The sequence below is a fragment of the Janibacter sp. HTCC2649 genome (assembly GCF_000152705.1).
In the GTDB taxonomy this organism is placed as follows: domain Bacteria; phylum Actinomycetota; class Actinomycetes; order Actinomycetales; family Dermatophilaceae; genus Knoellia.
In genome coordinates, this window is sequence record NZ_CH672413.1 from 493987 (window position 1) to 513771 (window position 19785).

Annotated in this window: 18 protein-coding genes and 1 pseudogene; 13 read left to right on the forward strand and 6 right to left on the reverse strand. The window is 68.9% G+C overall.

Translation table 11 applies throughout. From position 1 onward, the window contains the following. Positions 1-4 precede the first annotated feature (4 nt). Both JNB_RS02370 and JNB_RS02375 read right to left on the reverse strand, forming a co-directional pair. Positions 5-1249 (reverse strand): kynureninase, encoded by a 1245-nt coding sequence (locus JNB_RS02370; RefSeq protein ID WP_009774796.1) that lies wholly within the window; start codon positions 1247-1249, stop codon positions 5-7. Then, complete coding sequence (locus JNB_RS02375; RefSeq protein WP_237700592.1) at positions 1246-1779, reverse strand: GNAT family N-acetyltransferase; 534 nt, start codon at positions 1777-1779, stop codon at positions 1246-1248. Before JNB_RS02375 ends, JNB_RS02370 begins: the two co-directional genes overlap by 4 nt. A 43-nt stretch (positions 1780-1822) precedes the next feature. On the opposite strand from JNB_RS02375, the gene pdxT reads away from it, so the two are divergent. The 10 genes from pdxT to JNB_RS02425 all read left to right on the forward strand — a co-directional run bounded on the left by pdxT (position 1823) and on the right by JNB_RS02425 (position 12143). Then, complete coding sequence (gene pdxT, locus JNB_RS02380) at positions 1823-2434, forward strand: pyridoxal 5'-phosphate synthase glutaminase subunit PdxT (RefSeq protein WP_009774798.1); 612 nt, start codon at positions 1823-1825, stop codon at positions 2432-2434. Positions 2435-2575: 141 nt separating this feature from the next. Continuing rightward, positions 2576-3334: a YebC/PmpR family DNA-binding transcriptional regulator gene (locus tag JNB_RS02385; protein WP_009774799.1), complete on the forward strand. Its 759-nt coding sequence runs from the start codon at positions 2576-2578 to the stop codon at positions 3332-3334. A gap of 121 nt (positions 3335-3455) precedes the next feature. Continuing rightward, complete coding sequence (gene ruvC / locus JNB_RS02390; RefSeq protein WP_040883514.1) at positions 3456-3968, forward strand: crossover junction endodeoxyribonuclease RuvC; 513 nt, start codon at positions 3456-3458, stop codon at positions 3966-3968. Then, the gene (gene ruvA, locus JNB_RS02395) at positions 3965-4570 is read left to right on the forward strand and encodes a Holliday junction branch migration protein RuvA (RefSeq protein WP_009774801.1); all 606 of its coding nucleotides are present in this window, start codon (positions 3965-3967) and stop codon (positions 4568-4570) included. Before ruvC ends, ruvA begins: the two co-directional genes overlap by 4 nt. A gap of 11 nt (positions 4571-4581) precedes the next feature. Continuing rightward, entirely contained in the window at positions 4582-5772 is a 1191-nt protein-coding gene (gene ruvB, locus JNB_RS02400) for a Holliday junction branch migration DNA helicase RuvB (RefSeq protein WP_237700593.1), read from the forward strand. Positions 5773-5911: 139 nt separating this feature from the next. Then, positions 5912-6217, forward strand: a complete 306-nt coding sequence (yajC, locus tag JNB_RS02405; protein WP_009774803.1) for a preprotein translocase subunit YajC — start codon at positions 5912-5914, stop codon at positions 6215-6217. 1 nt (position 6218) lies between these two features. Then, entirely contained in the window at positions 6219-8078 is a 1860-nt protein-coding gene (gene secD, locus JNB_RS02410) for a protein translocase subunit SecD (protein ID WP_009774804.1), read from the forward strand. Further along, positions 8075-9268, forward strand: a complete 1194-nt coding sequence (secF, locus tag JNB_RS02415) for a protein translocase subunit SecF (protein WP_009774805.1) — start codon at positions 8075-8077, stop codon at positions 9266-9268. Before secD ends, secF begins: the two co-directional genes overlap by 4 nt. Positions 9269-9272: 4 nt before the next feature. Continuing rightward, positions 9273-9833: an adenine phosphoribosyltransferase gene (locus tag JNB_RS02420; protein ID WP_009774806.1), complete on the forward strand. Its 561-nt coding sequence runs from the start codon at positions 9273-9275 to the stop codon at positions 9831-9833. A 9-nt stretch (positions 9834-9842) separates the two neighbouring features. Beyond that, positions 9843-12143 carry a bifunctional (p)ppGpp synthetase/guanosine-3',5'-bis(diphosphate) 3'-pyrophosphohydrolase gene (locus JNB_RS02425; protein ID WP_009774807.1) on the forward strand — a complete coding sequence of 767 codons (2301 nt, stop codon included), beginning with the start codon at positions 9843-9845 and terminating at the stop codon, positions 12141-12143. A 9-nt stretch (positions 12144-12152) separates the two neighbouring features. On the opposite strand, the pseudogene JNB_RS21830 reads toward JNB_RS02425, so the two are convergent. After that, a pseudogene (locus JNB_RS21830) lies at positions 12153-13064 on the reverse strand (DMT family transporter); the annotation flags it as partial. Here JNB_RS21830 and JNB_RS02435 point away from each other — a divergent pair. Then, a complete protein-coding gene (locus JNB_RS02435; protein ID WP_009774810.1) occupies positions 13063-14469 on the forward strand; it encodes a PLP-dependent aminotransferase family protein in 1407 nt (468 codons plus the stop codon). The pseudogene JNB_RS21830 and the gene JNB_RS02435 overlap by 2 nt on opposite strands. Positions 14470-14547: 78 nt before the next feature. On the opposite strand, the gene JNB_RS02440 is transcribed toward JNB_RS02435, so the two are convergent. Continuing rightward, positions 14548-16290: a DUF349 domain-containing protein gene (locus tag JNB_RS02440; protein ID WP_009774811.1), complete on the reverse strand. Its 1743-nt coding sequence runs from the start codon at positions 16288-16290 to the stop codon at positions 14548-14550. A gap of 2 nt (positions 16291-16292) precedes the next feature. Further along, positions 16293-17081, reverse strand: a complete 789-nt coding sequence (locus JNB_RS02445) for a peptidylprolyl isomerase (RefSeq protein WP_009774812.1) — start codon at positions 17079-17081, stop codon at positions 16293-16295. Positions 17082-17138: 57 nt separating this feature from the next. Here JNB_RS02445 and JNB_RS02450 point away from each other — a divergent pair, with 57 nt between their 5' ends. Further along, positions 17139-17840, forward strand: a complete 702-nt coding sequence (locus JNB_RS02450) for an MBL fold metallo-hydrolase (RefSeq protein WP_009774813.1) — start codon at positions 17139-17141, stop codon at positions 17838-17840. Further along, the gene (gene hisS, locus JNB_RS02455; RefSeq protein ID WP_009774814.1) at positions 17837-19189 is read left to right on the forward strand and encodes a histidine--tRNA ligase; all 1353 of its coding nucleotides are present in this window, start codon (positions 17837-17839) and stop codon (positions 19187-19189) included. Before JNB_RS02450 ends, hisS begins: the two co-directional genes overlap by 4 nt. Here the strand turns inward: hisS and JNB_RS02460 are convergent. Continuing rightward, on the reverse strand, positions 19152-19763 hold the full coding sequence (locus JNB_RS02460) for a hypothetical protein (protein ID WP_009774815.1): 612 nt from the start codon (positions 19761-19763) through the stop codon (positions 19152-19154). The genes hisS and JNB_RS02460 overlap by 38 nt on opposite strands. Positions 19764-19785 lie beyond the last annotated feature (22 nt).

Genomic DNA, 19785 nt, shown 5'->3' on the forward strand with positions numbered 1-19785 from the left:
CCTGTCAGGTCACGGTCGCGCGGGAGCGGAACTGTTCCTGCTCGAACTCGCGCCCGACCACGACGTCCCGCACGTGCACGGCCGCGGCCAGCGCGTCCGCGTGCGACAGGTAGAGCGGCGCGAATCCCAGTCTCACGATGTCCTTCTCACGGAAGTCGCCGATGACTCCGCGGGCAATGAGTGCCTGCACCACGGCATACGCGTCGGGGTGCCGCAGGCTCACTTGTGAGCCGCGCGCATCATCGCGCGGCGTGACGACCGGGAGGTCGACGCCGAGGGCGTCGAGACACTCGACGAAGAATCCGGTGAGCGAGAGCGAACGTCGCCTCACGTCTGCCACCTTCAATCCGTCGTATGCCGTGAGCGCACCTTCCAGCGCGGCGATCCCGAGCACGGGGGGAGTGCCGACGCGGGCCCGGGTGATGCCGTCGGCGGGGACGTGGTCCGGGGACATGGCGAAGGGTGTGGCGTGGCCGTTCCAGCCGAGGATCGGGTTGGTGAAGTCGCCCAGGTGCTGTGGCGCGACGAACAGGAAGGCCGGAGCGCCTGGTCCACCACTCAGGTACTTGTAGCCACAGCCCACCGCGAAGTCCGCGCCACCGTCGGTCAACCCCACCTCCACGACACCGGCCGAGTGGCACAGGTCCCAGCAGGCGAGGGCCCCGGCGTCGTGCGCCGCGGTGGTGATCGCGGCGAGGTCCCACAGCTCACCAGTGCGGTAGTCGACCTGCGAATACGAAGCCAGGGCAACGTCATTCGAGCCTTCGAGACGCGCAACCGCATCACCGGGGGAGACGAGCTCGAGGGTGAGACCCAACTGGTCACACACCCCGCGGGTCACGTGCACGTCGGTGGGGAACGAGTCCGGATCGGTGAGCACCACACGCCGGTTGGGGCGCAACCGGGCGGCCGCGTGCACCGCCTTGTAGAGGCTGACCGTCGTCGAGTCGCCGACCACCACCGTCCCAAGGGGCGCGCCAATGAGTTCGGCGACCCGGTCGCCGACGCGTTCGGGAGCGGTCCACCACGCCGAGTCGTTCCAGGCGCGAATGAGCTGTTCGCCCCATTGACGCGTCACGGCATCGGCGGCCGCATCACGCGCCGCCACCGACATGGCCCCGAGGGAGTTGCCGTCGAGATAGATGACGCCCTGGGGCAGGACGAACGCGGAGCGCCGGTCTGTCGCCGCGTGCTCGGCATCGAGGTCACGTGCGCGTTCTCCCAGCGCGGTCAGGGCGTCGTCAGTCATGCCTCGACCCTCTCATCAGATGCGGCCTCCGGAAGCACCATGAAGGCAACGTCCGGCTGCCCGTCGGGAAGCCACTGCGGTCGGGCATGACCGGCGACGACCCAGCCGCGGCGTTGATAGAAGAGTCCGACCCTCGTGTCCTCGCCGACGACGTCGAGGACGGGCTCGCGACCAAGCTCCCGGATCTCGGCGACCGCGCGGTCCAGGAGCGCGCCGCCGACGCCCGAGCCGGAGAGCGTGTGGTCGACGAAGAGGATCGACACCTCGCCCAGCTCGTGACCGGAACGACCGAGGATCGAGGACCAGTGCTCCGCCATCCAGTTCGCGCTGACATCGGTGGTGGCCACGTGCCCGGCGATCCGGCCGTCGACGACAGCCACCCAGGCACCGAGCTCGCCGGGACGCACGAGGAACTCCTCGACGGGGAAGGGGAGTGGCCAACGGTGGGGATACCCGGAGGAGGGCGCCTGGGCGCTCAGGACCTCCACGAGCTCGGGGAGGTCTTCGGGTCGGCGTTCACGAATCGTCACGGGCACAACCTGCACGTTAGGCCCCCGCGCCCGCGGACGTACGATGCGTGCCGTGACAGCCCAACCGCTCATCGGAGTCCTCGCCGTCCAGGGCGACGTGCGCGAGCACGTCCGGGCCCTGGCGCTGGCGGGCGCGCGCACCATCGCCGTCCGCCGTCCCAGCGAGGTCGAGGCGATCGACGGGCTCGTCATCCCCGGCGGCGAGTCCACGACGATGGACAAGCTCGTGCGGATCTTCGAGCTCCACGAACCGCTCGTCGCGCGACTGCGAGCAGGGCTTCCGGCCTACGGCTCCTGCGCCGGCATGATCATGCTCGCCGACCGGATCCTCGACGGCCACCGCGACCAGCAGACCCTCGGTGGGCTCGACATCACCGTGCGCCGCAACGCGTTCGGGCGCCAGGTCGACTCCTTCGAGGAGGACCTGCGCATCCGCGAGCTCGGCCCCGAACCAGTGCGCGCTGTCTTCATCCGGGCGCCCTGGGTCGAGGACATCGGCGCCGACGTCCAGGTCCTCGCCAGCGTCCACGTGGCCAGCGGCGACCACCCCGTCGCCGTGCGCCAGGGCAACCTTCTCGCGACGAGCTTCCACCCCGAGGTCACCGGCGACCACCGGGTCCACGCGTTCTTCGCCGACGTCGTCCGTCGCGCCTGACCTGCCGCTTCCGTCCGGCATCTCTGCGGGTATGCCGTTCGGTCGCCCAACGCTGCGCGCGCGGCACCCTCGCCGGGCCGGACGGCATACGACATAGGATCGTCCGCGAGTCCTGAACGTTCGACAGCACGAGGAGACACCTTGTCCGGCCACTCCAAATGGGCGACGACGAAGCACAAGAAGGCCGTCGTCGACGCCAAGCGCAGCAAGCTCTTCGCCAAGCTGATCAAGAACATCGAGGTCGCGGCCCGCACCGGTGGCGGCGACATCACCGGCAACCCGACGCTCTACGACGCCATCCAGAAGGCCAAGAAGAGCTCGGTGCCCAACAACAACATCGACAACGCGGTCAAGCGCGGCTCCGGTGCGACGGCGGGTGGCTCCGACTGGGAGACCATCACCTACGAGGGCTACGCGCCCGGCGGTGTCGCGATCCTCATCGAGTGCCTCACCGACAACCGCAACCGCGCCGCCGCCGAGGTCCGCACCGCGCTCACCCGCAACGGTGGGCAGCTCGGGGACCCGGGCTCCGTGGCCTACGTCTTCGACCGCAAGGGTGTCGTCGTCGTCCCCAAGGGTGACAAGAGCGAAGATGACATTCTCGAGATCGTGCTCGACGCCGGCGCCGACGAGGTCAACGACCTGGGCGAGGCCTACGAGATCGTGTCCGAGGCGACCGATTTCGTGGCCGTGCGCAAGGCCGTCCAGGACGCCGGCATCGACTACGACTCGGCCGAGGCGTCGTGGGTCCCCAACCTGCAGATCGAGCTCGACCTCGACGGGGCCAAGAAGATGATTCGCGTCATCGACGCCCTCGAGGACTCCGACGACGTGCAGGACGTCTTCGCCAACGGCGACATCCCTGACGACGTCCTCGCCCAGCTCAACGAAGAGGACTGACCCACGGGGGGACCCGGCGCGAAAGCACCGAGCCCCAGCGTGTTGCTGCGCGCCGCCCTCCATCACGCTGTGTAGCGTGGCACCGAACACCTGTTCGGTTGCAATTTGGAAGGCGGCGCGCGTGCGCGTTCTCGGCATGGATCCCGGACTCACCCGGTGCGGCCTCGGCGTCGTCGACGGGCGGGCGGGTCGAGCGACGATGGTCGCGGTCGGCGTGGTGCGCACCCCCTCTGATGCGGTGCCGTCGCAGCGCCTGATCTTCCTCGAGCGCGAGCTCGACGGCTGGCTCGACAAGTTCACCCCCGACGTCATGGCGGTGGAGAGGGTCTTCGCCGACACCAACGTCACCCAGGTCATGAACACTGCCCACGCGACCGCGATCGCGCTCCTCACGGCCGGCAAACGCGGCATACCTGTCGTCTTCCACACCCCGACCGAGGTCAAGGCCTCGGTGACCGGCAGCGGTCGAGCCGACAAGGCGCAGGTCACCGCCATGGTGACCCGCATCCTCAAGCTGGACTCGCCGCCCAAGCCGGCCGACGCCGCCGACGCCCTGGCGTTGGCGATCTGTCACCTCTGGCGGGGAGCGGCCACCGCGCGTCTCGAAGCCCTGGCGAAGGCGAGCGTCCGATGATCGCGTCCCTGTCCGGTCGGGTCGCCCATGTCGGCCTCGACCGCGTCGTCATCGAGGTTGGTGGCGTCGGGATGCTCGTCCACACGACCCCACGCACGGCCGGTGAGGTGCGCATGGGTCAGGACGTCACGGTCTCGACGACCCTTGTCGTGCGCGAGGACTCGTTGACCCTGTTCGGTTTCGGTTCGCCGTCAGAGCGCGACATGTTCGAGACCGTGCAGACGGTGTCGGGTGTGGGGCCGCGGCTCGCCCTCGCGATGCTGTCGGTGTTGACTCCCGACGCGGTCAGTGCGGCCCTGCGGGCCGGCGACCTCGCCACCCTCACCAAGATTCCGGGCGTGGGCAAGAAGAGCGCCGAACGCCTCGTGCTCGAGCTCAAGGACAAAGTGGGTATGCCGTCCGGCTCGCCGGGTGCCGACGTCACCCCGTCTGCCGCCTCCCTGGGGGACGCCAAACGCGACCAGGTCGCCGAGGCCCTCGTCGGGCTGGGCTGGTCCGCGAAGCAGGCGACCGACGCCGTCGCGTCCGTGTCAGCGGCTGCTGACCCCGAGGCCTCGGTGGCGGCGCTGCTGAGGATGGCGTTGCGCGAGCTCGGTCGGTGACACTGAGAAAGATGACCTCATCCATGGAGCCCACCGACACGAGTGCCGACGACCCGGGCGGAAGCGTCAAGGGGTTCCGGTCCGACATCGTCGAGGCCGTCGCATCCGACGGCGCCGACCGCTACTCCGACGGATCGCTCGACGCGACCGCCCGCATCGTCGACGCCGGAGCCGACAGCGATGACGAACGCGTGGTCGAGGCGGCATTGCGACCCAAACGCCTCTCCGAGTTCCCGGGGCAGACGCGGGTGCGCGACCAGCTCGGGCTCGTGCTCGAGGCTGCCCGTCGCCGGGGGAGCGTGCCCGACCACATCCTGCTGTCCGGCCCCCCCGGGCTGGGCAAGACGACCTTGGCACTGATCGTCGCGGCCGAGCTGGAGCGCCCGATCCGCATCACGTCGGGGCCGGCGATCCAGCACGCCGGTGACCTGGCGGCCGTGCTGTCCTCGCTCGACGAGGGTGAGGTGCTCTTCCTCGACGAGATCCACCGCATGTCCCGGGCCGCCGAAGAGATGCTCTACCTCGCCATGGAGGACTTCCGGGTCGACGTCATCGTCGGCAAGGGTCCGGGTGCCACCGCGATTCCGCTGGAGCTGTCGCCCTTCACGGTCGTGGGAGCCACGACTCGCTCGGGACTGCTGCCGGCGCCGTTGCGGGACCGGTTCGGCTTCACGGGCCACCTCGACTACTACGACGCGAGCGACCTCACGACGATCCTGCGACGCTCGGCCGGTCTGCTCGGGGTCGATGCCAACGAGGCGGGCATCACCGAGATCGCCGGGCGCTCCCGTGGCACACCCCGCATCGCCAACCGACTGCTGCGCCGGGTGCGCGACTGGGCCCAGGTCCACGGCTCCGGACACGTCGACCTCGATGCCGCCCACGCGGCCCTGAGGCTGTTCGACGTCGACGACGCCGGACTCGACCGGCTCGACCGCGCGGTGCTCGACGCCCTGTGCCGCCGCTTCGGTGGCGGCCCCGTCGGTTTGTCGACGCTGGCCATCGCCGTGGGGGAGGAGTCCGACACGGTGGAGACCGTCGCCGAGCCCTATCTCGTGCGCGAAGGGTTCATGGTGCGCACCCCCCGGGGGAGAGCCGCGTCGGGCAAGGCGTGGCGGCACCTCGGTCTCACCCCACCACGGGACGTGCTCACCCAGGACGTCCTGCCGCTCAACGACGGCCCCGGTCGACTCGGCGGCTGAAGCCGGGCACTCGTCAAGGGTGTCGCGCGTTGGTGGCTGATGAACCCGTCACCTATGCTGACTCGGCCCGGCGTTGCCCGGGCCACTGACGTGCCCTGCAGTGTGGCGGGCGCTCTGAACCAGACTCGAAGGACTCTTCATGAATTCCGGTGCCGGCTTCGGCAACCTCCTCGTGCTCGCCCTGCCTCTGGCACTGCTGGCCTTCCTCGTGCTCAGCCAGCGCAAGCGCGGGCGCCAGACGCAGGACTTCCAGTCAGCGCTCACCGTCGGTGACAAGGTGGTGCTGACCTCGGGTCTCTACGGCACGATCATCACGCTCGACGACGTGGCCGCGACCCTCGAGATCGCCCCCGGCGTCCAGGTGCGCGTCGACCGGCGCGCGATCGGGCTCAAGCAGCCCGGCGCTGTCGCCCCGGAGCCCGACACCACGCCCGAGGTCGACTGACATGGCACAGATGAGTCACGTGTCTTTTGCGCGCCGTGCCCTGGCGGGCGTCGGCGTTCTCGCCCTGGCCCTCATCGGCCTGCTCTTCGGAGCCAACCAGTTCAGCGATGGCAGCTACGCCCCGAAACTCGGTCTTGACCTCGAGGGCGGCACCCAGATCATCCTTCAGCCGCGTCTCACCGGCGGCAAGACGGTCTCGCCCGAGCAGATCACCGAGGCTCGCGACATCATCGTCCAGCGCGTCGACGCAGGCGGTGTCGCCGGAGCCGAGGTCACCACCCAGGGTGGCCGCAACATCGTCGTGAGCATGCCCGGCACCCCGAGCAAGCGCGACGAGGACGCGATCAAGCGCTCGTCGCAGCTGCAGTTCCGCCCGGTGCTCGCCATCGCAGCCGGCTCACCCCAACCCGTTCCGTCGGCCACGCCGAGTGGCTCGGCGAGCCCGACCCCGACCGGGTCCGCGTCCCCGAGTGCGTCGCCCACCGCGTCTCCCTCCCCATCTGCCTCGGTTCCGTCCGCCAACGCGGCCAGCCCGAGCGCGAGCAACAACTCGGCGATTCCGGGCGCGCTCACCACGGGAGTGACCCCGTCCCCGACGGCATCCGCCACGGCCAGCCCGAAGGCCAGCGCGACTCCGAGCCCGAGCCCGAGCCCGAGTGCGTCGGGCTCGGCCCCCGCAGCCAATGACCCGTTCAGCCTGGCGCAGATCACCCCCGAGCTCACCGAGGCCTTCACGGCCCTGGACTGCAGCAAGGACGGTGCGCTCGAGTCCCTCGTCGACGACGACACCAAGCCGCTCGTCACCTGTGATGCCGATGGCGCCGCCAAGTACATCCTCGGCCCGGTCGTCGTCTCCGGTGACAAGATCTCCGACGCCAGCGCGGGCTACACCACCAACGCGCAGGGTCAGCAGACCACGACCGTCGAGATCCAGCTCAGCCTCAACGGCGAAGGCGCGAAGCAGTACGCCGACGTCTCCCGCAAGATGGTCGCGCTCGAGCAGCCGCAGAACCAGCTCGCTGCAACCCTCGACTCGCGCGTCATCGTCGCGCCGAGCTTCAACGAGGCGATTCCCAACGGCAAGGCGAGCATCACCGGCAACTTCACGATCACGGGTGCTCGTGACCTCGCCCAGCAGCTGAAGTTCGGTGCCCTGCCGATCTCCTTCGATGTCCAGACCAACGTCAAGATCAGCCCCACGCTCGGTGGTGAACAGCTGCGCTACGGCCTCTACGCCGGGCTCATCGGCCTCCTGCTCGTGGTGCTCTACTCGCTGGCCCAGTACCGCGTGCTCGGCTTCGTGACCATCGCGTCGATCCTCGCGGCGGGCGCGCTGACCTACCTCGCCATCACGATCCTGGGTTGGTCGCACAACTACCGACTCGACATGGCTGGTGTGACCGGTCTGATCGTCGCCATCGGCTTCACGGCGGACTCGTTCATCGTCTACTTCGAACGTATCCGTGATGAGCTGCGTGAGGGTCGCTCCCTCGAGAGTGCCGTCGCCACCGGTTGGGCGCGTGCCAAGCGCACGATCCTGATCGCTGACGGCGTGAACTTCCTCGCGGCGATCGTGCTCTACCTCCTCGCCAGCTCGAGCGTGCGTGGCTTCGCCTTCACGCTCGGTCTGACCACCCTGCTCGACATCCTCATCGTCTTCTTCTTCACGCACCCGGTCGTCACGCTCCTCGCGCGCGTGAAGTTCTTCCGGGGCGGACACCCGATGTCAGGGCTCGACCCCGACAAGCTCGGCGCCGTCAAGAAGACCTCGTATGCCGGCCGTGGCCGGTTCACGACGAACGCACCTCGCACAGCGGGCAACCCGCCCCGCACTGCCGGCGCCGAAGGGAGCGCGTTGTGAATTTCTCCGATCTCGGAAACGACCTCTACACCGGCAAGAAGTCCATCCCGGTCGTCGCCAAGCGCAAGTCGTTCTATCTCGTCTCAATCGTGCTCATGGCCATCGCCATCGCCGGGCTCGGCGTCAACAAGCTGAACCTCGGCCTCGAGTTCAGTGGTGGCTCGGAGTTCCGGGTGACGAGCTCGTCGATCCCCAATGACTACGAGTTCGTGGCGCGCGATGCCCTCGGTGCCTCGGACGACTCCCAGGGTGTTCGTGTCTCCAAGCTCGGGAACAACACGGTTCGCGTGCAGACCGAGCGCCTGGACGACACCGAGAGTGCGCGGGTGGCCGCAGAGTTGGCCCAGACGTTCAAGGTCGACCAGAAGAACGTCAGCTCGACCTTCATCGGACCGTCCTGGGGTGACTCGGTCACGAAGCAGGCGCTTCGCGCCCTGGTGATCTTCCTCGTGCTCGTGGCCGCGGTGCTGTCGATCTACTTCCGCAACTGGAAGATGGCCCTGGCGGCGCTGCTGGCCCTGGCACACGACCTCATCATCACCGTGGGCATCTACTCGTTCACCGGGTTCGAGGTCTCGCCGGCCACGATGATCGGCTTCCTGACCGTCCTCGGCTACTCGATCTACGACACCGTCGTCGTCTTCGACAAGGTCCGAGAAAACACCAACGAGGCCTTCGCCAACGGTCGCCTGAACTTCGCGCAGGCCGCCAACCTCGCGCTCAACCAGACGTTGGTGCGATCGATCAACACCACGGTCATCGGCATCCTGCCGATTCTCGCGGTGCTCACCGTCGGCGCGATCTTCCTCGGTCCGGGCACCCTGCTCGACCTCGCCCTGGTGCTCTTCATCGGCATCATGATCGGCGCCTACTCGTCGATCTTCCTCGCGACGCCGCTCCTCGTGAGCCTGCGCAGCAAGGACGAGTCGGTCGTGGACCTCGACAAGCGGGCGGCTCGATCGCAGGCCAAGCGTGCCAAGGAACTTGCCCTCACAGCGACCTCCTCCTCGGGCAACGCGATCATCGAGGAGTCCTCGGGACACATCGGCGAAGAGGCAGCGACCACGTCCACGGCCCCCATGGCGCAGGACGAGGATTCGGCCACCGTCACCGGTCGTCAGGTGCACAAGTACGCGCAGTCCGGCCCGCGCAACCAGCCGAAGCGTCCGCCCAAGTCCCGTCGCAAGTAGTCACGTGAGCGATGTCAGCGACCTCGTCGCGAGTCGACTGCGTGACGTCGCCGACTTCCCGAAGCCGGGTGTGGTGTTCAAGGACATCACCCCGCTTCTGGGGGACGGGGAGGCCTTCGGTGCGGTGATCCGCGCACTGGCGTCACGGCATACCCCGTCTTCGAATTCGGCGCAGCCGATCGACGCGGTGGCCGGGGTGGAAGCACGCGGCTTCATCATCGGGGCCGCGCTGGCCCACGAGCTGGGCGTCGGGTTCATCGCCGTGCGCAAGGTGGGCAAGCTGCCGGGCAAGACCGTGCAGCGCACCTACGACCTCGAGTACGGCACGTCGACGATCGAGATCCACTCGGACGCCGTGACCGAGGGCCAGCGCGTCCTGCTCGTCGACGATGTCCTCGCGACGGGCGGCACGGCCATCGCGGCCTGGGACCTGCTCGCCGAGTCCGGCGCCGACGTCGTCGGCTTCGAGACGATCGTCGAGCTCGCCTTCCTCGGCGGACGTGAGGCGATGGGGGAGCGCGCGGTCCACGCCCTGCATGTCGTGACCGGCACAGAGGACGCCTAGACTCCGTTCATGGCAGAGGAAACCACGCCGATTCCGGTGCGCAGCGGGGCATCTGCCTCGAACCGCGCCCGCGCGCGTGCCCGCATCGCCCGTTTCGGTGGTGCACGTCCCTCGGCCCACCCCGTCCTGGAACCCCTGCTGACGTCTGTTCGTCGCACGCACCCCAAGGCCGACGTGTCGGTCATCGAGCGCGCCTACGAGGTCGCCGAGCGCGCCCACGACGGGCAGATGCGCAAGAGCGGCGACGCCTACATCACCCACCCGCTCGCCGTGACGACGATTCTGGCCGAGCTCGGCATGACCCCGCCGACGCTGGCCGCGGCGCTGCTCCACGACACCGTCGAGGACACCGACTACCACCTCGCCCAGCTCGAGAAGGACTTCGGCGCCGAGATCGCGATGCTCGTCGACGGCGTCACCAAGCTCGACAAGGTGACCTACGGCCAGGCCGCGCAGGCCGAGACGGTGCGCAAGATGGTCGTCGCCATGGCGCGCGACATCCGGGTGCTCGTCATCAAGCTCGCCGACCGCCTCCACAACGCCCGCACGTGGCGCTACGTGTCGAAGGAGTCCGCGCAGCGCAAGGCCCGCGAGACGCTGGAGATCTACGCCCCGCTGGCCCACCGACTCGGCATGAACACGATCAAGTGGGAGCTCGAGGACCTGTCGTTCCAGACCCTCTACCCCAAGGTCTACGACGAGATCGTGCGCCTCGTGGCCGACCGGGCGCCGGCTCGTGAGGAGTACCTCGCGACGGTCCGGGCCAGTGTCGAGGGCGACCTGCGGGCCGCCAAGCTCAAGGCGACCGTCACCGGGCGACCCAAGCACTACTACTCCGTCTACCAGAAGATGATCGTCGGCGGCCGCGACTTCGAGCAGATCTACGACCTCGTCGCCGTGCGCGTCCTCGTCGACACCGTGCGCGACTGTTACGCCGCGCTCGGGGCGATGCACGCCCGTTGGACGCCGGTGCCGGGTCGCTTCAAGGACTACATCGCGACGCCGAAGTTCAACATGTACCAGTCGTTGCACACGACGGTCATCGGCCCCGAGGGCAAGCCGGTCGAGATCCAGATCCGCACGCACACCATGCACCGGCGCGCGGAGTACGGCGTTGCTGCGCACTGGAAGTACAAGGAGAACGACAAGGCGGGCGGAGGGCCGGACGGTCCGTCCACGAGCAACACCGGCGCCAACGACATGGCCTGGCTGCGACAGCTCCTCGACTGGCAGAAGGAGACCGCCGATCCGGGCGAGTTCCTCGAGTCACTGCGCTTCGAGATCAATGCCAGCGAGGTCTACGTCTTCACGCCCAAGGGGCAGCTCGTCGGCCTGCCTGCCAACTCGACTCCCGTCGACTTTGCGTATGCCGTGCACACCGAAGTCGGCCACCACACCATTGGTGCCAAGGTCAACGGTCGTCTGGTCCCGCTGGAGTCCCGCCTCGACAACGGCGACACCGTCGAGGTGCTGACGTCCAAGGCCGATGGCGCCGGGCCGTCGCGCGACTGGCTGTCGTTCGTCAAGTCCGCGCGGGCCCGCAACAAGATCCGTCACTGGTTCACCCTCGAGCGTCGCGAGGAGATGATCGACAACGGCAAGGAGTCGCTGGCCAAGGCCATGCGCAAGCGCAACCTGCCGGTCGCGCGCCTGTCGTCGGTCGAGTCCCTGACCGGTGTCGCCGAAGAGCTCCGGCTGCAAGGCATCGACGGCCTGTATGCCGCGATCGGCGAGAGTCATGTCAGTGCCCAGCACGTCGTGGCCCGTCTCGTCGCAGCCCAGGGCGGTGAGGAGTCCAGCGATGACCTCGCCGAGGTCACGATGCCGCGGCAGATCTCCAACCGCCGTCGTCGCGCCGGCGACCCCGGTGTCGTCGTCAAGGGCACCTCGGACGTCTGGGTCAAGCTCGCCCGGTGCTGCACTCCCGTGCCCGGCGACGACATCATCGGCTTCGTCACCCGCGGCGCCGGTGTCTCCGTGCACCGTCGCGACTGCACCAACGCCTCGTCGCTGCTCAGTCAGGACGACAAGATCATCGAGGTCGAGTGGGCTCCGACGGCCAACAGCATCTTCCTCGTGCAGCTGCAGGTCGAGGCACTCGACCGATCCGCCCTGCTCTCCGACGTCACCCGAGTGCTCTCCGAGAGCGGGGTCAACATCCTCAGCGCCTCGGTGCACACCTCACGCGACCGGGTGGCGGGCCTCAAGTTCACCTTCGAGATGGGCGACCCGAGTCACCTCGACCACGTCATCCGCAGTGTCCGCGGTATCGCCGGTGTCTTCGACGCCTACCGCATCACCCAGAACTGAGCTGGAGCCCAGCCGCACCCGCACCGCCGCTGTGGCGGCGAGCACGACGACGACTCCCGTGGCGATGAGCCCCGGCGTGATCTGCTCACCGAGGAGGAGAGCGGCCCAGGCGATGGACATGAGGGGCTGCACGAGCTGGACCTGGCTCACGCTGGCCATGGGACCGATGGCGAGTCCGCGGTACCACGCGACGAACCCCAGGAACATGCTCACGAGCCCGAGGTAGGCGAAGGCGAGCCAGTGGACGAAGTCCGCTCGCGGCATACTCCCGTCTGCCGACACGACCGTGAGGACAGCCATCACGGGTGCCGACAGGACGAGGGCCCAGGACACGGTCTGCCAGGCACCGAGCTCGCGGGCGAGGAGGCCGCCCTCCGCGTAGCCCACCGCCGCCGCGAGGACCGCCAGGAAGAACAGCGCGTCGGACGTGTGCACGGCGCCGATGCCACCGGCCTGCGCCACCGCGAACGTCATGGCCGCGACCGTCGCGGCACCCAACGCCAGCCAGAAGCGCAGGGGTGGACGCTCACCGGTGCGGAGGACGGCGACCGTGGCCGTCGCGGCGGGTAGCAGCGCGATGACGACAGCGCCGTGGCTGGCTGGTGCGGTCGTGAGCGCGTAGGACGTGAGGAGCGGGAAGCCGATGACGATCCCACCGGCGACGATGGCGAGACGCCACCACTGCGTACCCCTTGGTCGCCCCTGTCGGGTCAGGAGAAGCGCCGCGCCAGCAGCGAGGGAGGCCACGACCGCCCGACCCGCCCCGACGAAGAGTGGAGGCAGTGACTCGACCGCCAGCCGGGTGAGCGGCATGGTCAGGGAGAAGGCGAGCACGCCGAGCAGCCCCCAGAGCAGACCGGCCCGATCCGGCCGAAGAATCGCAGTGGTCGATGGGGGAGTAGCGCTATCATTGCCTGTCATGAATGACGATAGCACCGTGGGGATCGTCGACAGCCTGCGCCGGCTCATTGCGGCGAGCCCCGACGGCAGTCGCCTCCCGTCGACGCGGCAGCTGGTGGGGGAGCACCACGCGAGTCCGGTCACGGTGCAGCGAGCCCTGCGCCTCCTCGCGGCCGAAGGAGTTCTTGAGAGCCGGCCCGGAGTCGGGACGTTCGTGCGTTCGGCGCCGATCGCGAGGGCGCACGACTACAGCTGGCAGACAACGACTTTGGGCCCGCGGACCTCGAGTTCTGTTCGGCAGCCGGTGGCGTTGACCGAGGCCGCCAACGACATGATCTCCATGCACGGTGGGTATCCCGACGGTGAGCTCTTGCCGGAGCGACTGGTGCGGGCTGCCCTGGCGCGCGCGGGACGTGGGCCGAGTGCGCTCGTGCGGCCGCCTGTGGCCGGGCTGCCGGGACTGCAGACGTGGTTCGCGGCCGAGCTGGCCAGCGCCACTGCGCCCGGTGTCTCGGCTCCGGCTGCGGCCGACGTGATCATCGTGCCGGGCAGCCAGACAGGTCTGAGCTCAATCCTGCGCGCCGTCGCCGGAGGAGCGCGGCCGGTCGTCATGGAGTCACCGACCTACTGGGGAGCCATCTCGGCGGCCCGCCATGCCGGGGTCACCGTGGTGCCGGTGCGTTCGTCGCCGACCGGGCCACAACCGGAGGACGTCGACCGCGTCCTTGCCGAGTCCGGTGCTCGTCTCTTCTATGCGCAGCCCACCTGGGCCAACCCGACCGGTGCCCAGTGGTCGGCCCAACGAGCGCGCGACATCCTCGAGGTGGTGCGATCCCACGGAGCGTTCCTCGTCGAGGACGACTGGGCCCACGACTTCGGCATCGACTCGACCGCCAGACCGCTGGCAGGGACTGACGACTCGGGACACGTCATCTACCTGCGCTCGTTGACCAAGAGCGTCTCGCCGTCGGTGCGGGTCGCCGCGGTCATTGCTCGCGGCCCGGTGCGCGGCCGCATCCTCGCGGATCAGACCGGTGAGTCGATGTACGTCTCCGGCGTGCTCCAGGCTGCCGCGCTCGACGTCGTCAGCCAGCCCGGCTGGTCGACACACGGCCGCCGGACCAGGGAGCAGCTGAGGGCCCGACGAGACCTGCTGGTGACGGCACTGCGCCGCCATGCACCCGAGGCCGTCGTGGACGCGACCCCGTCAGGGGGTCTCAGCCTCTGGGCCAGGCTTCCCGAGGGCACTGATGCCCGAGACGTGGCCGCGCGTTGTCGCGACCTGGGCGTCATGGTCGGGGCGGGCGACGACTGGTTCCCGACCGAGCCGTCCGGGCCGCACCTGCGCCTGACCTACTGCGGGCCGGACCCGGGACGCTATGACGAAGGCGCCCGCCTTCTCGGCGAGGTCCTCCGCCAGCCCTGAACTGCGACTTCGTGCCCCGCACGGACAACTCGCTGGCGCTCGTTGTCCGTGCGGGGCACGAAGCCGGAAGGGGTTGGGTCAGGAACCGAACTCGTCGCCGGCGGCCTCGGCCTGCTTGAGCCACACCTGCTGCGACTCGAGCTTGGCGGTGAGGTCCTTGATCTTCTTGTCGTTGCCGGCGGCGGTGGCCTTGGCCAGATCCGCCTCGATCGTCTCGATCGAGCTGCGGAGCTGGGTCACCATCGAGTTGGCGCGAGCGGCGACCTCCGGGTTGGAGGACTTCCACTTCTTCTCGTCCTGCTCGCGGACGGCGGTCTCGATGCGACGGATCGCCTTCTCGGTGCGGTCGATGTCCGCTCGCGGCACCTTGCCGGCAGCGTCCCACTTGTCCTGGACGGTGCGCAGCTGCGACTTGGCCTTCTCGAGGTCAGTGACCGGAAGGATCTGCTCGGCCTCCTTGAGGAGCTCCTCCTTGACGGCGAGGTTGGCCCGGAACTCCTCTTCCTCTGCCGCGGACACTTCGTCCTTGGCGTTGAAGAAGGCGTCCTGGGCTGCCTTGAAGCGCTCCCAGAGGGCGTCGTCCTCGGTGCGCGATGCGCGACCGGCCTGACGCCACTGGTCCATGAGGTTCTTGAAGGCGCGCGCCGTCGGGCCCCAGTCCTGGCTCGTGGCCAGTGCCTCGGCCTCCTGGACCAGGGACTCCTTCGTGCCCTTGGCCTCCGCGCGCGTCGAGTCGAGCTGGGCGAAGTAGGTGCGCCGGCCCTTGTCGAAGTGGTTGCGGGCGTGGCTGAAGCGCTGCCACAGGGCGTTCTCGGTCGGCTTGTCGAGCTTGGTGCCGGAACGCTGGTGCTGCTTCCACGTGTCGAGGAGGGAGCGCATCCGCTCGCCGCTGGTCTTCCACTGCGTCTGGTCGGGGTGCTGACCGGCAATGGTCTCGGCCTCGGCCACGATGGCCTCACGCTCGACCGTGGCGGCGGCTCGCGCCTCCGCGCGGGCGGCCTGCTCGGTCTCGCGCTTGCTGGCGAGTCCGGCCTCGATCGAGGCGACGCTGGCATCGAGGGCAGCGAGGTCACCGACGACGTGGGCCTCGGCAATGTGGTCCTTGAGGGTGCTGAGCCCGTCGGCCACCTCCTTGGCGGGAACGTCGGGGTTGGCCAGGCGATGCACGAGCAGGTCCGCGGATGACGCGATCTCGTCGTACTTGCGGGCGAAGTACTGCAGGGCTTCTTCGGGAGTCGCGCCGGGGTAGGACCCGACCTCACGCTCCTCGTCGCCGACCTTGACGAACACGTGGCCCTCGTCGTCGACACGGCCGAACTTGGCCGAGTCAGAGTGCTCGTGCACGATCGCTGCCACGGGTGGCGTGGGGCGTGCGGCCATCTTGGAGGCAAGTGCTGCGGGAGAGGGCACGGCCGGCTTCGGAGCCGCAGGAGCCGGGGCCGGCGCGGGAGTCGGAGCAACGGCCTCCGCGACTGCCGGAACGTCCTCGGCGACTGCCGGAACGTCCTCGGCGACGGCGGGAGCTTCCTCAGGTGCGGCAACGGTCTCCTCGACCGCAGGCCCTTCCTCGGCCGCAGGCGCTTGCTCGGCCACAGCCGGAGCTTCGTCCACCGCAGGTGCCTGCTCGGTGGCGACAGGCGTCTCGTCGGCAGCAGGAGCGGTCTCTGCGATCGCAGGTGCCTCCTCGGTGGCCACAGGCACGTCCTCGGCAGCCGCAGTCTCCTCGACCGCTGGAGTCTCCTCCGCTGCGGGCGGCGGCGTCTCGGCCTGGACCTCCACGGTCTCGTCCGCGGGGGTGGTGCTCGTCGTCTCGTCGCTCACGGCTATGCCTTCTTTTCTGTCACTGCAACCCGAAGGATGCTGATGGGTGCCTTGGGGGCACCGATGGTCTCCGACTCGCCGCCGGGCTGAACGCCCGCTGCGGCGACCTTGTCGACGATATCCAAACCCTTGGTCACCGTGCCGAAGATCGAGTACCCATCTGGGTCCGGAAGGCTCGTGTCGCCGTTGATGATGAAGAACTGGCCCCCGTTACCGACCTTGGGGTCCTTCGTGCGGGCCATGGCGAGCTGCCCGCGGGTGTACTTGCCGTCCTTGGGCGCGTTCTCGACACCGAAGCCGTAGCCGGGCGTGCCGTCACCGGCACCGGTCGGGTCGCCGCACTGGAGCAGCTTGAAGCCATCGCCGACGCCGAGGCGGTGGCAGGGGGAGTTGAGCCAGTAGTCCGCCCGGGCGAGCTGGATGAACGACGCGACGGCCTGGGGAGCCTTGGCTCCGTCGAGGTCGACGACGATGTCACCGCAGTTCGTCGTCAGGGTCGCGGTCCAGGTGGCGCCCTTGGCGGTCGCCTTGTCGGGCAGCTCGAGCTTGGCCGTCGTACCCAGTGGCTGGGGAGGCTGCTCACAGCCAGCGGCGGTCAACTGGGGCTTGGCGGGGGCGTCGGGCTTGAGGGCCACGGCCAACCCACCGACCAGTGCGATGACGATCGCGGCGGTCGCCACGATGGCGGCGATCCGCTTGGTGCGCGCACGCTTCTCGGCGCGAACGACCGCGCTCGCCTGCTGCTTCTCCCACCGGCGCCGAGCCCGGTCACGTTCCTGCTTCTTCGTCACCCGGGTGAGTCTAGAGACGACGTATGCCGGGTGCTCACCCGACTAGGGTTGGGCCGCGTGTTGACCATCGCCTTCCCCGCCGCAGCCTTCGGGACCAACTGCTACGTCCTCGCCACTGGCGAGGGCGAGGAGTGCCTCATCGTCGACCCCGGGATCGGGATCGAGGAGACGTTGCGCGAGGTGCTCACCCAGAACCGACTCAAGCCCGCAGCAGTCCTGCTCACCCACGGGCACATCGACCACGTCTTCTCGGTGACCCCGGTCTGCGGAGCCGACACCGCGGCATACATCCACTCGGATGACCGCTATCGGCTGGTCGATCCGATCGGCGGCCTGGACAGCGGCCTCGTGGGGATGCTGGAGCAGCAGTTCGGTCAGAAGGCGACGTGGACCGAGCCGAGCAACGTCATCGAGGTGACCGATCGCGAGACGTTGACGCTCGCTGGCCTCGACCTTGACGTGCTGCACGCCCCCGGTCACACCGAAGGTTCGGTCATGTTCGGCTTCGGCCAACTGCCCGAGGGAGTGCGCGCCCCGGAGGAGCTCGATCGCACGATGGTGACGGGCGACGTCCTCTTCGCCGGGTCCATCGGACGCACCGACCTGCCCGGTGGGAGCGGCGCCGCGATGGAGCGTTCGCTGCGCGAGGTCGTCCTGCCCCTGCCCGACTCCACCCTGGTGCTTCCCGGCCATGGACCAGCCACGTCCATGCGCCGCGAGCGGAGCACCAACCCCTACCTGCAAGGATTGAACGCGTGAAGGTCACCAAGCTCAGCGGCTTCCCCGAATTCCTCCCGGCCGAACGGATCGTGGAGCAGCACTTCCTCGACGTCATCCGCGAGACGTTCGAGCTGCACGGGTTCACCTCCTTGGAGACGCGGGCCGTCGAGCCGGTCGAGCGCCTCGTCGGTCAGGGCGGTGACGCCGACAAGGAGATCTACGGCATCACCCGCCTCGCCCAGAAGTCCGAGGACCGCAAGGACTCGGATGCAGAACTCGGCCTCCACTTCGACCTCACCGTGCCCTTCGCCCGGTTCGTCCTCGAGAACGCCGGAAAGCTGTCCTTCCCCTACCGCCGCTACCAGATCCAGAAGGTGTGGCGTGGCGAGCGACCCCAGGAGGGCCGCTACCGCGAGTTCACCCAGGCCGACATCGACGTCGTCGACATGGGTCAGCTCAGCCCGCACTTCGAGGCCGAGATGCCTCTTGTCGTGGCCGAGATCTTCAGCAGGTTGCCCATCGGCAAGATGACGATCCAGGTCAACAACCGCAAGATCCCCGAGGGCTTCTACCAAGGCATCGGAATCGAGGACGTTGCCGGGACGCTGCGCATCGTCGACAAGCTCGACAAGATCGGCCCCGACAAGGTCAAGGCGCTGCTCGTCGAGGCCGGCCGCACGGACGAGCAGGCCGACCAGTGCCTTGCACTTGCTGCGATCCGCACCGAGGACCTCTCGTTCGTGGACCAGGTCCGTGCGCTGGGTGTTGAGAACCCGACGCTCGACGAGGGCCTCGAGGCGCTGTCCGCCGTCATCCAGAGCGGTCTCGACAACGCACCCGGCGCCATGGTCGCCGACCTCAAGATCGCCCGCGGCCTCGACTACTACACGGGCACCGTCTACGAGACGCAGCTCGAGGGCTACGAGTCGTGGGGCTCGTTCTGCTCGGGCGGTCGCTACGACGCCCTCGCGAGCGACGGCAAGACGACCTACCCGGGAGTCGGCATCTCCATCGGCCTCTCCCGACTGCTCGGACTCGTCATCGGCAAGGGTCTCGTCAGGGCCTCCCGCGCCACTCCGGCAGCCGTCCTCGTCGCCGTCGTCGACGAGGAGTCCCGGCGCGAGTCGTCGGCGGTCGCCCAGGCGCTGCGCGCCCGCGGCATCTCGTGCGAGGTCGCCCCGAGTGCCGCGAAGTTCGGCAAGCAGATCCGGTATGCCGACCGGCGCGGCATACCTTTCGTCTGGTTCCCTGAGGGCTCAGCGGAGGGGTCCGTGGGGCAGGTCAAGGACATCCGTTCGGGCGACCAGGTCGACGCCGACCCCGCCACCTGGACGCCTCCGGTCGACGACCTCAAGCCGTCCGTGGTGGCCGCAACCCCGAGTCCTTGAGCTCGAGCAGGGCCAGCGCCCGGATGGTCTCGCGATCACCTCGGCGCCACGCCCCGCTCGGGTCGGGTGACACCTTGGCCAGCGCCGCCATCGGTTGGTTGGCCATCGCGCGCAGCGCGAAGAGGTCCAGGTCGTCGTCGGCATCGATGAACTTCTGAGCGGCCGACGCGCGGCGGACGAAGCGTCCCCGGGCGAACGCCCACCAGATCGCGATGATGAGGATCGGCACGAGAGCGGTCGTCCAGCCGATGAGCAGGGCGAACTTCTCCACGGCGCTGATGAGGTCGGTGCCGGCCTTCTCGATGTCCGTGCCCGCTCCGGCAGCGGACCGGAAGGGGCTGGCAACGCGGTCATCGAGCAGGGGCAGGTTGTCGACGCCGTCGCCGGCGGCGTTCAACTTCTCGCGGAAGCCCGCTCCGGCTCCCTGGAGCTGGCGGCCAGGTTCCGCGAGCGCCATCGTCACGTCGTGGACGCGGCGACCGACCCACGCCCACAGGGCGATCCAGGCGAGGAGCCCGAGGTCGGCAAGGATCTGGACGAGTCGTCGTCCGGGCAGGTCTGCATAGAGCTTCACGGGTCCTAGACTCGCATCGCGG